At 41.4% G+C, this 14,787-nt stretch carries 5 protein-coding genes; 3 read left to right on the plus strand and 2 right to left on the minus strand.

The features are described from left to right. Positions 1 to 7: 7 nt before the first annotated feature. The gene (gene murP, locus Xmir_RS09465; protein WP_099114137.1) at positions 8 to 1,459 is read right to left on the minus strand and encodes a PTS N-acetylmuramic acid transporter subunit IIBC; all 1,452 of its coding nucleotides are present in this window, start codon (positions 1,457 to 1,459) and stop codon (positions 8 to 10) included. 26 nt (positions 1,460 to 1,485) lie between these two features. Next, the gene (gene murQ / locus Xmir_RS09470; RefSeq protein WP_208620420.1) at positions 1,486 to 2,397 is read right to left on the minus strand and encodes an N-acetylmuramic acid 6-phosphate etherase; all 912 of its coding nucleotides are present in this window, start codon (positions 2,395 to 2,397) and stop codon (positions 1,486 to 1,488) included. Positions 2,398 to 2,900: 503 nt separating this feature from the next. On the opposite strand from murQ, the gene Xmir_RS09475 reads away from it, so the two are divergent. The 3 genes from Xmir_RS09475 to Xmir_RS09485 all read left to right on the plus strand — a co-directional run bounded on the left by Xmir_RS09475 (position 2,901) and on the right by Xmir_RS09485 (position 14,036). Continuing rightward, positions 2,901 to 6,299: an inverse autotransporter beta domain-containing protein gene (locus Xmir_RS09475; protein ID WP_167385963.1), complete on the plus strand. Its 3,399-nt coding sequence runs from the start codon at positions 2,901 to 2,903 to the stop codon at positions 6,297 to 6,299. Positions 6,300 to 6,615: 316 nt separating this feature from the next. After that, positions 6,616 to 10,143 carry an inverse autotransporter beta domain-containing protein gene (locus Xmir_RS09480; RefSeq protein WP_167385964.1) on the plus strand — a complete coding sequence of 1,176 codons (3,528 nt, stop codon included), beginning with the start codon at positions 6,616 to 6,618 and terminating at the stop codon, positions 10,141 to 10,143. A 413-nt stretch (positions 10,144 to 10,556) separates the two neighbouring features. Further along, on the plus strand, positions 10,557 to 14,036 hold the full coding sequence (locus Xmir_RS09485; protein WP_099114141.1) for an inverse autotransporter beta domain-containing protein: 3,480 nt from the start codon (positions 10,557 to 10,559) through the stop codon (positions 14,034 to 14,036). Positions 14,037 to 14,787 lie beyond the last annotated feature (751 nt).

The raw sequence follows: 14,787 nt of genomic DNA on the forward strand, positions 1-14,787 counted from the left end.
GGCTGAATCAGTCCAGATCAATATTTTTGCTCCCGAAGAATATCGTCAGCATAAAGCCAGCGATATAAGCGACAATCAGCCCTGCACCATATATGGCCATCCCGGTAAATATACCGCTGTTGGATGTCATTAAGGGCAGGGCGACCAGCCCGGAAGGGCCGAAAACACTATTTAACCCGACCGGCCAGCCCCACCAGGCAATCAGGCCGATAAAAAATCCCCCTGCCGCCCCACCGAGACAAGCGGTGACAAAAGGCTTTACGCGGGGGAGGGTGACACCATAGATCAAGGGCTCCCCAATCCCCAGAAAGCCCGGAATGATGGCACCTTTAATTTGAGTGCGAAGCAATGAGCCTTTTTTGGCTTTCACATATAACGCCAGCGCAGAACCTACCTGACCGGCTCCTGCCATTGCCAGAATGGGAAACAGAGAGTTGAATCCTTGTGCATCCATCAAGGCAAAATAGACAGGAACGAAGCCCTGATGCACGCCAAACATGACCGCGATTAAGAACAATCCCGCCAGAACAGCCGTACCGAATGGGTTGCCATTCAAATTCATAAACAGCCATGACATCGCAGTAAATAAGTAACTGCCGACGGGCATAATAATGATAAAGGCAACGGCTCCCATGATAAGCAGGGTGATAGCGGAAGTCAGGATCATATCCAGATCAGATGGCATGATTCTGCGGATCTGTTTTTCTACCCAGGCACCGAGAATACAGGCGATCAGCACACCAATAATATTGCCCCGGGGATCGATGGAAAAACCAAAAAAGTTGTTGATACCAGAATAGAAACCGCTGGTGGCTTCGGCGTTATAGCCCAGTACAAACAGGGATGCGATGATGGCACCGTTAACGCCTGATCCGCCAAAGGCTTTTTGTGCATTGTAGCCAATCAGGATGCTCAGAAAACTGAACATGCCTTTGCTGAAGATTTTCATATAGCCGACCATTTCCACCAATATGGTGTTGGGATTTTCGGCTCCTTTGATAAAAACTTGCTCCAGCAAGGTAGCAAAACCTAATAACAGGCCAACGGCGATAAACCCGGGGATTAAGGGAGTAAAGATGGTGGCGAATTTAGCCAGAAATTTATGAACTGAGCTGGTTTGCTTTTCTTTAAGGTGTTTCTTGTTGGAAAGAGCAATCTCTTTCAGTGTGTCAGAATGTGGCTCTGAATGGCTGAGATGATGTGATTCATTTAATAACGTATTCATCATGTCCGCCGCTATCTGGGCATTACCGGGGCCAAGGACAATCTGGAGTTGATCATCACTTTCTATGACACCTAATACCCCGATAATTCTTTTTAATTTGGTCTTATCGACAAGTGAGTCATCGCGCAGAGTCAGTCTCAGGCGGGTCATGCAATTACCGCAGTGAGCAACATTACCTGCCCCGCCAATGGCGTGAAGTATTTCGACCAGTATGTCCTGATTAATTTTAGCCATTTTGAACCCCTTAAGAGAGGTAATGATTATCGGTTTTTCGAGATAGCGATAGCTGGCCGGATAAGCCCTTGGTGCTCTGCCAATAACACTTTGGCTTCTTCGGCACTGACGCCCGATAAAATCATCACAATTGCGGTTTTGCAGTGACCATCACAGGCATTCAGGGCGTGTTCTGCTATTTCCCTGCTGCACTCAGTGGCTGCCATGACAATATTTTTCTGACGTTCGATTAATTTGGCATTGGTAGCTTCCACATCGACCATCAAATTTCCATATACTTTGCCAATGCGGATCATGGCACCTGTCGTAATCATATTCAGTACGAGTTTTTGTGCCGTACCTGCTTTCATACGGGAAGAACCTGTCACCACTTCCGGCCCCACGACAGGGGTGATAGCGATATCAGCCAATTGCACCATTGGGCTGTCTGGATTGCAACTGATGCAGGCTACGGTGGCACCGACCGATTTGGCATATTCCATTGCGCCTAATACATAAGGCGTCCGACCGCTGGCAGCTATCCCCACCAGTACATCTCTTTGATTAAATTGTAGTGCCTTAAGATCATCTGTGCCTAATTGGCGATTATCTTCGGCATTTTCTACCGCTTTTAGAATAGCCTGATGCCCACCAGCAATTAATCCGACCACTTGTTCTGGTCTTGTGCCATAAGTTGGGGGGCATTCACTGGCATCCAAAATACCTAAACGTCCGGATGTTCCCGCTCCGCTATAGATTAAGCGTCCACCTTGGCGAAAGGCTTCGGCGACTTTATCAACGACACCGGCAATTTGGGGCAGGGTTTTCTCAACGGCGATAGCGACTTTTTTATCTTCATCGTTGATAACGCGCAGCATATTGAGCGTCGATAACTGATCAATACAGGTACTGGCGGGATTGCGACTTTCAGTCACCATTTTGCTCAAGTCAATTTTCATCATTTTTTTGCCGTTATGCCATGAGAAGTCAGGAAGTGATTTGATATCTATTGGGAACGATTGCGTATAAACGCCAGGCTATCGTACTAACAATTTGAGATAAAATATAGACGCTATTTATTCAGTAGCATGAAAGGCATGCAGTCATTACTGCTAAGTTTCTATCTATAAATTAAGTTCCTATCTATAAATAATGACCACTAAAATATATTAAGAATAATAAGATTACTTTTGGTTATCAGGCAATAATAATTTTTCATTACGCATAATGATAAAACTTTTCCTAATGTATGTTAAGTGCATAGAAATATTGTTTTTTTTAAGTTTATCTGACGTCTAATACTTAAAAGCTGCTCAATGGCTCATATTTTATGAGGTGTTTATATATGGACTCGTACATGAGTAATAAGTTCATTCGATTTGGGGTTTTTGTATATTCTTTATTTTTACCCTTTATATCCGTGAGTGCTCTGGCTGTGGGTGAAAGCCAACCTGAGCATCAGATGAAAGAAAGATTTTTACCGAAAATAGAAAATGAAGAGAACAGAGATAATAAGGAAGATGGGAAAGCAGAGTTGATCGCCCAAAACCTCCAAAGGGTTGGCGGTCTTCTGTCATCCTCACCATCGCAACTGACCGAACAAGCCAAATCTTACGCGCTGGGTAAATTAAACAGCACCGTCACCGGTGAAGCACAAAAATGGCTCTCTCAGTTTGGTACAGCAAAAATTAATCTTTCCATGGATAGAAAAGGCAATCTGGATAATAGGTCATTAGATTTTTTGCTTCCGCTTTATGACAATAAAGCGGATTGGCTATTTTTCTCTCAGGTTGGTTATCGGAATAAAGACAGCCGAAATACCATAAACTTCGGTCTGGGGGGACGTTATTTCACTCCCGGTTGGATGTATGGTTTAAATACGTTCTACGATTATGACCTCACTGGTAAGAATAAACGCATGGGGTTAGGGGGTGAAGCCTGGGCAGATTACGTCAAACTTTCTGCCAATACCTATTTGCGTTTGAGTGACTGGCATCAGTCTATGGAAGATAAAGATTTCGAAGAACGCCCTGCCAATGGCTTTGATCTTAATGGTGAGTTTTTCCTGCCCGCTTATCCCAATCTGGGGGGGAAACTGAGTTATGAGCAGTACTTTGGCGATAACGTTTCTTTGTTCAATCGCAGCACCAAGCAGAAAAACCCCAGCCTTGCCCGGATTGGGTTGAATTATACGCCTGTCCCGCTGGTGACAATGGGAGTGGACTATAAACATGGCAGTGGCGGGCGCAGCGAAACTTTATTCTTGGCCAATCTGAACTACAGATTTGGTGTGCCTCTGGGGGTTCAGCTCTCGACAGATAGCGTTGCTTCTATGCGTACATTGGCCGGAAGCCGTTATGATCTGGTTGAAAGGAATAACCACATTGTGCTGGATTACAGGAAGAAAGCCATATTGGAAATGATGTTGCCTGATACCATCACTGGATACAGCGGTGAGAAAAGGAAAATAGCCGCAGACATCAGAGCGGATAAACCCATCAAAAAGGTAACCTGGTCAGCCGATGGGGCATTCAGGAATAATGGGGGCGATATTCCTGAAAATGGTCAGACTATTGACCTCACTCTGCCGAATTATGATCCGAAAGGTACAAATAGTTACGAGATTTTTGCCGTTGCGGAGGACGAAACAGGTAAGCAGTTCGAGAGAAAAATAAGTGTGATAGTTGAACCCATATCGGTGAAGACAAGCGTTACCCCCAACCACCCTGTCAGTGCTGATGGTTTGTCACCGTATATATTGGCCGTCACCCTGAGTAGCGGAAAAGACAATCACCCACTCGGTAATACCGAATTTAAGGAGGCTCAATGGAGCTATGAATACCCGGGTATGCCGAAAGAAAGTGATAATGTGGCGAAGCCTCAACTTGAATCGCAGAGTAATATAACCAATCAGCAGGGCCAATTAATTGCAAAATTAATTTCTCCTGTAGAAGCGAAAGATATCAAGGTGTATCTCGAAATTCCGGGATTATCTAAAATACTGGTCAATAAAACGGAGCCCATTAATTTTGGTCAATATTCATTCCAACTGACTCAAATGGAATCAGCACCCAAGGGTCCTGTTCTCATTAGCGATTCAAAAAATTCAAACAATTCAAACAATGCTTATACCTTTAAAGCTGTGGTAGTCGATGCGTTTGGTGCTCCAATAAAAGGAAATCCAGGAAAAGGAAACAATGGCTTCAAGATTAAGTGGGTTACGGAGCCGAGTACTGATGTCATCATAGACAGTTCCTCTGTGGTGGATGAACAAGGGCAGCTTTTTGCCACAGTGAAGAGCACTAAAGCGCAGACTGTTAAGGTAGGCGTTGCGATTAAAGCGAGTGACCTGATTCCGATGCCGGGTTCAGATAATAGCTCAGAAAATAACTCATATGATCCCCCTGTCTATTTTGCTCCTGTAGATTTTGTTGACGATAAGCAAAAACTGGACGTTAAATTTGATTTTGAACCGTCATCTGCCTCACTCAAAGCAGATGGCAGCCAATACACGGTTACTGCGACAGTGACCAATAGAGAAGATGGCAAGCCTTATCAAGACCAAACTGTAGTTCCTGTCTGGAACATAATCTCACTTTCTGCTGCACCGGGTGCAACAATAACCGCAGCGGACAGTAAGACGAATAGTCAGGGAAAATTCAAGGCAGTATTGCGTAGTACGCAGGGAATTAAAAATGCCAAAGTAGGACTCACCCTCAATGGCGGAGTACAAATACAATCTCAGCCTTTTGACTTTATTCCAGAGGATCCTTCTGATGCTGCAATTAAAGGTTCGGTGGAAGTCTCACCTGAGGGAACACTGCCTGCGGATAGGAAGAGTAAAGCTACCTATAAGGCATTGATGGTGGAAACTAAAACGGGGAATCCAATCAAAAATCAGACATTTAAAGATGTTACCTGGGAAGTGGTGCCTAATGGTACAAAAGGCAAACCAGATAGCTTAAGATTTATTGATGTGCAGAACACGACCGATGATCAGGGGTATTTAACCGCATCTTTGGTAAGTAGTGCGGGGCTTGACGGTGTGGTGGCACAAATCTCCGTTAATGTTAATAACAAGTCCCTGCCGCCGGTGAAAGCTAAGCCAGTGAATTTCAATGCGGTAGAAAGGGAAACCGTGATAAAGACCGCTGATAAGTACAACAGTTTTTCTTTGGGAAGACCCGTTACTGTCAGTGATCAGGTGAAATTTGTATTTGCTCATATCAGTGACTCTCATGGGCTACAGATAAGTGAGCTTGATCCACAAACATTCGATGTTCAATATAATGTTCCGGCAGGCTCTTCTATTGAGGTGGATACAAGTGGAACGGAGAATGTCTTATGGTTCCCGCCTCAAAAATTCAAACCTGAACCAGTAAAAGTCACCGCTGACGTTACTAATAAGACAACAGGAGAAAAGTATCTTTATTCATATCAGTTCAATCCGCTGAGATATGTTTTTGTTACCAAAAATCCGACTACAGCCTCGCTGAACACCGTTATGCTTAAGAGAGGTATTACAATATCACCAGGATCGATGTGTGAGACTCTTCAAGCAGAAAATCCTTGGCAAACCAAAATCAATGTCAAATCTGTTTCTACAGATATATTGGGTCAGTTTGTGAATGGTAATTCCAAAAATACAATCTCTAGTGACTATAAGGATCTTAGAAGTATTTTTACTGATCAGGATGATATTCCCATTCAGGTAATTAGTGGTAATCATGTTGCTGGTGACGCGTTCATTCCCCGATTACTTTTTCTTAATTACAAGAAGAGTAACGGCCCACTGTTATATGGGTGGGTTGATAATATGAAGAGAAGATTATTATGTTCGCTTCCACAATCCTTAATCTAACCAGGTGATGACTATACTTTGAAACAGGCTCATTGATGGAGCCTGTTTTTTATCATCTGGTACAAGATATTATTTAACGTTGGAGTGTTTACCGGGGTAGGCTTTAACAACTTAAGATATAAAATATATTAAGAATAATAAGATTACTTTTGGTTATCAGGCGATAATAATTTTTCATTACGCATAATGATAAAACTTTTCCTAATGTATGTTAAGTGCATAGAAATATTGTTTTTTTTAAATTTATCTGACGTCTAATACTTAAATGCTGCTCAATGGCTCATATTTTATGAGGTGTTTATATATGGACTCGTACATGAGTAATAAGTTCACTCGTTTTTTGGTTTTTATATATTCTTTATTTTTACCCTTTATCCCCGTGGGTGCTCTGGCTGTGGGGGAAGATCAATCTGAGCATCAGGTAAAAGAGAGGTCTTTACCGAAAACAGACAATGAAGAGAACAGAGATAATAAGGAAGATGTGAAAGCGGAGTTGATCGCCCAAAACCTCCAAAAGGTTAGCGGTTTTTTGTCATCTTCGCCATCGCAACTGACCGAACAAGCCAAATCTTACGCGCTGGGTAAATTAAATGGCACTGTCACCGGTGAGGCACAAAAATGGCTGTCTCAGTTTGGTACAGCAAAAATTAATTTTTCCATGGATAGAAAAGGCAATCTGGATAATAGCTCAATAGATTTTTTGCTTCCGCTTTATGACAATAAAGCGGATTGGCTGTTTTTCTCCCAGGTTGGCTATCGGAATAAAGACAGCCGGAATACGGTCAACTTCGGTCTGGGGGGGCGTTATTTCACTCCCGGTTGGATGTATGGTTTAAATACGTTCTACGATTATGACGTCACTGGTAAGAATAAACGCATGGGGTTAGGGGGGGAAGCCTGGGCAGATTATATTAAACTTTCTGCCAATACCTATTTGCGTTTGAGTGACTGGCATCAGTCTATGGAAGATAAAGATTTCGAAGAACGCCCTGCTAATGGCTTTGATCTCAATGGTGAGTTTTTCCTGCCTGCTTATCCCAACCTGGGGGGGAAATTGGGTTATGAGCAGTATTTTGGCGATAACGTTTCTCTGTTCAATCGCAGCACTAAGCAGAAAAACCCCAGCCTTGCCCGATTCGGGTTGAGTTATACGCCTGTCCCGCTGGTGACAATGGGAGTGGACTATAAACATGGCAGTGGCGGGCATAGCGAAACCTTATTTCAGGCCAATCTGAACTACAGATTTGGTGTGCCTCTGGGGGTTCAGCTCTCGACAGATAACGTGGATTCTATGCGTACATTGGCCGGAAGCCGTTATGATCTGGTTGAAAGGAATAACCACATTGTTCTGGATTACAGGAAGAAAGCCATACTGGAAATGATGTTGCCTGATACCATCACCGGATACAGCGGTGAGAAAAGGCAAATAACCGCAGACATCAGAGCGGATAAGCCCATCAAAAAGGTAACCTGGTCAGCCGATGGGGCATTCTATGAGAATAAGGGCAATCTTCCTCCTGAAACTGGTCAGACTATTGACCTCACCTTGCCGAATTATAATCCAAAAGGTACAAACAGTTACGAGATTTTTGCCGTTGCGGAGGATGAAACAGGTAAGCAGTCCGGAAAGAAAACTATACGTTTGATGGTTGAACCTATATCGGTGAAGACAAGTGTTACCCCCAACCACCCTGTCGGTGCTGATGGTAAGTCACCTGTTACATTGACCGTCACCCTGAGTAGTGGAAAAGACAATCACCCACTCAGTAATACCGAATTTAAGGAGGCTCAATGGAGCTATGAATACCCGGATATGCCGAAAGAAGACGATTTTGCTAGCGAGAGCATCCGCCTTGAACCGCATTCTAATATAACCAATCAACAGGGCCAATTGATTGCGAAATTAACTTCCACTGGTAGGGTGAAAGATATCAAGGTGTATCTCGAAATTCCGGGAGTGCCTAAGATACTGGTCAATAAAACGGAACCAGTTGGCTTTAGCCAATATTCAATACGCCTTACTCAAATGGAGTCTGCACCCAAGGGTCCTGTTTTCATTAAGAGTTCAAACAACCAAAATAACCCAAACAATGCTTACACCTTCAGAGCGGTGGCCGTAGATGAGTTTGGTACCCCGCACACTCCAACGACGTTTTCTTCAACTGTTTTCAAGAGGACTATTAAGTGGGTTACGGAGCCGAGCACGGATGTGATCATAGTTGGTTCTACTAATGTGGATGAACAAGGGCAATTGTTTGCCACAGTGCAGAGTACTAAAGCTCAGACCGTTAAGGTAGGAATAGTGATAAGCAGCAGTGAGGAAAATTATGGACCGAATGCAGAACGTGACTTTTCAGGAATGGAATCTGATCCCCCTGTCTATTTTGCTCCTGTAGATTTTGTTGACGATACGCAAAAACTGGACGTTAAATTTGATTTTGAACCGTCATCTGCCTCACTCAAAGCAGATGGCAGTCAATACACGGTTACTGCGACAGTGACCAATAGAGAAGATGGCAAGCCTTATCAAGGTCAAACCGTAGACCCTGTCTGGAACATAATCTCACTTCCTGCTGCACCGGGTGCAACAATAACCGCAGTGGACAGTAAGACGGACGGTCAGGGAAGATTAAAGGCAGTATTGCGTAGTACGCAGGGAATTAAAAATGCCAAAGTAGGACTCAACCTCAATGGTGGGGTAGAAATACTATCTCAGCCTTTTGACTTTACTCCAGAGGATTTTTCTAATGCTGTCATTAAAGGTTTGGTGGAAGTATCGCCTGAGGGAACACTGCCTGCGGATATCGAGAGTAAATTTGCCTATAAGGTATTGATGGTAGATTCGCAAACGGGGAATCCGATCAAAAATCAGACATTTAAAGATATTTCCTGGGAAGTGGTGCCTAATGGTAAGAACAGCAAACCAGAGGGCTTAAGATTTATTGATGTGCAGGACACGACTGATGATAAGGGGTATTTAACGGCATCTTTGGTAAGTGGTGCGGGACTTAACGATGTGGAGGTACAGGTAACCGTTAATGGTAAGAAGGCTAAGGCTACTAAATCAGTGCATTTTAATGCGGTAGAAAGGGAAGTAGTCTCACGATCGTTTTTTAATGATACTAAGGGTTTTAGCGAGGTCACGCATTCTTCGGAAAGGCCTTTTACTGTTGTGATGGATAGGCTATATGCACTTACTTATAGAGCTTACGTTAGTGATTCTTTGCAGGATAGACCGCTTTATAACAGAAAGGGCTTGGGTATATTAGATATTAAATATGACGTTCCAGCAGGCTCTTCTATTGAGGTGAAACACACTGGAGCTGGGCCAGTTTTGGTGTTCCCTATTGAAAAATTCAAACCTGGACCAGTAAAAGTCATCGCTAAGGTCACGAATAAGACAACAGGAGAAAAGTATATTTCTTCATATCAATTCAATCCTAAGCGATATGTTTTTGTTCCAGATCATTATATTGATGTCAATAAGGACCTAAGTGAGAAAAACAACTCATGTGAAACTCTTGAACCAAGCAAAGCTTTTAATCTCAGTAAATTAAAATCAGTCTCTCCGGATCTGATGGGTTATTTTGATGGTGTGGTTAAAAAATATTCTCTCCAGAGTGATTATTCAAGTGCTCTGTATAATATATATCCAGAGGATGGTAAAGGTAACTATGTTCAACTAATAGGAGAAGAGGGGGGTAAAAAAGTAGCCTACTTATATACTGCGAGATTTGCGTATGGTAGTGGTGATGCTAATGGATTCGGAACTATCTTGAAGAGGGAGAAGGGTACTTCATATCAAAGTAGATTGCTTTGTATACATCCAGCATCTATAATCTGACTGGATGATTATTACACTTCGAAACAGGCCCATTAATTGGGCCTGTTTTTTTGTCATCGGATAGCAAATTTTATATATTATTTGAATCCGCCGCGAATTGTTGTGTAAGCTCTCAGGGTAAAAAATAATAAAAAGAAAGATATTTATGGAATCATTTCAATCAGTATCTTTCTTTTAAAATGGAACTGAGTTATGTAAAGGTTTTTCCTCATGAGTGAAAAATTGGGTCTTTCACATTTTATCAGTTTTTTCATTATGGAAGTTATAGAGGATAATTTTATGTTATCGATTGATAACTATTTTTCATGATAAGAGCTGAAATGTTTCCTAATATATGAAATTAAGGAAATAGCCTCATTTTTTATTGAGTTAGTTTCAAGCTTGAATAATGAATTTTTTTGAGGAACTTTTATATGTCATCATATATTAGTAAATTTATTGTTTTTTTTGCTTTTTTTTATACACTAGTGATGCCTTCTGCAATGATGCACGCCTTTGCAGAGGGTAACCTCACTGCGGATAAAACATATCATCAGGCAATAGACAGAAAAGAAAATATAGATTTCCGGGGCCAAAAAACCAGTAAAAAGTTTTTGAACCCGAACGCCAATAACGAAGGTGATTTTAAAAAAAACAATAATGACTCAGAATCTGACATACCAAATGTGATCACCGATAATATCCAGACGGTAAGCGATATTCTGTCTTCTTCTCCTTCTGATCTGGCTGAGCAAGCTAAATCTTATGCGTTGGATAAATTTAATAACACCATCACCTCTGAGGCTCAAAAATGGTTAGCACAGTTTGGCACAGCCAGAATTAACTTTGGGTTAGATAAAAAAGGAACTCTGGAAAATAACTCTCTCGATCTATTACTTCCGCTTTACGATAATAAATCCGACTGGCTGCTCTTTTCTCAATTTGGTTATCGCAATAAAGACAGTCGCCATACTCTTAACGTTGGTTTGGGAGGGCGCTATTTTTACCAAAATTGGATGTATGGCCTGAATACATTTTATGATCATGATGTCACAGGTAAAAATCAGCGCTTAGGGTTGGGAGGCGAAATTTGGAGCGATTATATTAAGCTTTCTGCCAATACTTATTACCGTTTAAGTGATTGGCAGCAATCACAGCATTTTAAGGATTACCATGAACGCCCGGCCAACGGTTATGATATTAGTGGTGAGTTTTTTCTGCCTGCTTATCCCAATCTGGGCGCTAAATTAGCCTACGAACAATATTTCGGTGATAACGTTACGTTATTCAATCGTGATACTAAACAGAAAAACCCCAGTTTGGCTAAGTTAGGACTGACTTATACTCCGATCCCATTATTTACAGTAGGCGTTGATTATAAACAAGGAGAAAGAAATTATACCGAAACTCAGTTCCTGGCAAATTTAAACTATAAACTGGGTGTTCCTCTTCATGCACAATTATTACCAGAAAACGTGGTCTCTATGCGGACATTGGCAGGTAGCCGTTATGATCTGGTAGAAAGAAATAACAATATAATTCTGGATCACGTAAAGCAATACAAAGTGGTCTTGCCAAACAGCGTCACAGGATATAGCCATGAAGAACAATCTATAGCAGTGACAAATAATTCCGGTGATAAGATTAAATGGAAAGAAAACCAAGAGCTTAAAGAGTTTGAAAGAAATGGCGGAAAACTCTCTTTGAATCCGGATAATAAAATAGCGCTTATATTTCCCGAATACCAATCGGGTACTGGGAAGGGTAATAATTACCCTATCAATTTTGAAATATTAGAAAATGGTAACCCTCAAAAAATCCATCATGCAAAAATGACTGTGCATGTCAGCCCGTTTGTGGTGAAAGAGGTGGAGTTCACTCCCTCTGATGGAACCGTCTCTCCTGATGGAAAAACACCCTATATTTTTACTCCGGTAATTACTTACGATACGGTCAGTAATAATCCTCTGCCTCCGAATGTATTCATTAAAAATGTTCAGTGGACAACTGTGCCACCTATTGGTGATACATCGGGCTTAAGTTGGGGTAAACCTGATATCACTTCAACAACAAACAAACTGGGACAATTACAGGCGGCTTTGACCAGTAGCAAGCCAATAAGTCATGTAAAAGTGTTTCTGCAAATGGATGGTATGCCTAAAGCACAGCAGGTGGCCACAGTGAGCTTTGAAGGTAGCTCCTCTCCTGCTTATGTTGATCACATTGAAGTTTCACCATCATCAAAGGTGCTGATCTCAAATAATCATCAAGTTTATGAATACAAGGCATTGATTTTGAATAGTTATGATCAAACTCCTGTAAGACACCAGAAAATTGCCAATGTAAAGTGGGATAACGATAACGGGAGTCATGAACTCAAACTGGAAGGAGGCGATACAACAGATGGCGATGGGTATCTGACGGCAACCTTGAATATGAACAGCGTTGTGGGTGCTCAGGATGTACTGGTTACACTTGCCATTGAAAATAACGCTCCGGTTTCGGCACAACGCAAGGTCTCTTTTTATCCGAATGGCTCTGAATTCAGGGTTAGAGATTTTATACTGTTTACCGACCTTCCCGGGCCTTTGTACGCTGATGGTAAGAGCCACTATACCATAACTGCCACTATTACAGATAAACAGAATAACCCAGTGAGAAATAAGGAAATCGGTGTGAAGTGGGTCGTGGGTGATAGATATAATCGCAATATAGAGGATAGCAATCTTATTCTTCAGCCAAGCAGGGGGGTTTTCGCTAAACAAAAAACGGATGATCAGGGAAGACTAACCGCAACTTTGAGTAGTACAGAGCAGGTAGACGACGCGGTAGTTACCCTCTTCGTTGGTTCCTCTTCTGATACTGTTATTTCTCCTATTGCTACCTCAACGGAGATGGATTTTGAAAAAGAACTCCAAGATTACCATATTGAAAATAATTCTATCAAAGTTGAAGGAACTGATTTTAATTTGCCTGCTGATAATGAGAAGGAATATACCTTTACGGCTGTTGTTGTAGATAAAAATGGAAAGTATGTTCCACATAAGAAGATTACCAATGTGGTTTGGAGAACAAATAAAGAAGCTGATGGACTCAGCTTGAGAGAGAGGGGCACAACAACGAATGGAAACGGAGAATTAACGGCTACCTTAAGAAGTAGCATGCCGATAGATAATGTACTCGTTTCACTTGCTATTGAAGGGCAAGAACCTGTGCAGATAAATCAGCCTGTAGCTTTTAAAGTGGCACGTATTTCAATACGGCAACCTGAGCCTGATCGGTACTTAGTGGTTAATACGCCCTTTAGTTATACCGCAATTATCAGGGATCCTAATGGTCACCCAGCGATAGATAAGCAAGTGAGTTGGAGTTTTACGTCGAGTTCCAATGGCTCAATCAAGCTCACTGCGGGTAATACAAAAACGAATGAGAAAGGAGAGGTAACCGCAAGCCTGATAAGTACTGCTGAGGTTTCAGATGTGATTGTTACGGTTTCTGCTGAAGGTAATACATTGGACTCACGGCCTGTACAAGTTGGATGGCCGACAGTTAAAGAACTGGTATTAGAACAACAAAATGGAACCGTATCGCCCGGAGGATCATATCATTTCAAAACCACGGTACTCTTTCCTGATGTAGCTCATGAATATTGGGATCAAAATGTTAAATTCCAATGGATGATTCAAAGTCCTACAGGTAAGGGGCTGACTTTGTCACCGATCGGCGAGGTCACTGTTAAACAGGGAATATTGCGGGCGGTCTTGGAGAGTTCAAAGGATTTGCCTCCGGTAAAAGATGCGGTAGTTTGTCTTACTATGATAGGAGCCCCGCCATCTTTGATGAAATGTGCAAGCCCTGTGGATTTCGTTGCTCCCTCAGAGGAGTCCCTTGAGATAAAAAAAACCTTGAGGTAAATTTTGATCGCAGGAAACTTCTGATGGGAAATGGTTAGCATCATTATCAATCACAGGGATTGTGAAATAAAATAACGGTTAGGACATTATATGCGTAGATCCGGATATATTGGATCTACGCAATCATTTTGATGAAGCTTTTCAGCGGGAAGGGATTTTAATAAAGATGCAGATCAGGAAATAAAATTTTACTAAGGAGACTAAATGTTCTTTCCCGAAAAACGCGGGATGGTAAACGCTGAATGAATTATTTAAAGATATAGAAATACGTTTGCTTACGGAGTAACGATGTTGTACTTGTATCATAGTAATTATGGTGGTTAGCTTATTAGGTTAATTCACCATTCATTTTCTTGGTTGTTTAATTGACTTTTCTGATTTTTTAAGATTATTCACTTAATAATTAACTGTATTATGGCAAATCCAAGAATGTTTTTATATTCTTTTTTTCTTTTATCATGAAGAACTTCTTTATAAAAATCATCTGGTTGCGGCTACATACAAAAAGCGATACATTTTCTCTATAAAATAATATGCCAATACAGAATATTCCGATATAAAAAATTTCAAAAACTTGAAATAAGAGTAGGGTTATTTTATCAATAACAACACGCTATAATACCCTCTGTTCACATGCTATTTTATTAATATTATATTTGCTACGAGACGTTTTTCTACTCGTTTTATGATGATGTTCATCATTATTGTTGTATTTAATATAATACTTTAAATTGAACAAATTCCTTATTAA

The sequence above is a fragment of the Xenorhabdus miraniensis genome, from assembly GCF_002632615.1.